Source organism: Pseudomonas citronellolis (assembly GCF_029335315.1).
Taxonomy (GTDB): domain Bacteria; phylum Pseudomonadota; class Gammaproteobacteria; order Pseudomonadales; family Pseudomonadaceae; genus Pseudomonas; species Pseudomonas citronellolis_A.
In genome coordinates, this window is record NZ_JARJLT010000295.1 from 1 (window position 1) to 271 (window position 271).

Genomic DNA, 271 nt, shown 5'->3' on the forward strand with positions numbered 1-271 from the left:
GGCCAGGGCGCCGCCACCGGCGCCGGAGAGCAGGCTGCCGATATCCAGGCCGCCCTTGCCCTGGGCGCCCTGCCCCTGGGTACTTTGGCCGCCCTGCTGGGCGAGACCCTTGTTCTGCAGCAGTTCCTGGCCGGATTTGAGTAGCTGGTCGAGCAGGCCACGGGTGTTCATGGCGGTCTCCTGGGTGGTTGGCGGAAACCTCGACTCTAGCGCCCGGGGCCGCGGGGGTGCTGGGGGAGAATGCTTCGGGATATTGCTGGGGCGCGCCATG

At 69.7% G+C, this 271-nt stretch carries 1 pseudogene; it reads right to left on the reverse strand.

The features are described 5' to 3' along the window. Positions 1-171: pseudogene (locus tag P3W75_RS21800) on the reverse strand (tellurite resistance TerB family protein); the annotation flags it as partial. Positions 172-271 lie beyond the last annotated feature (100 nt).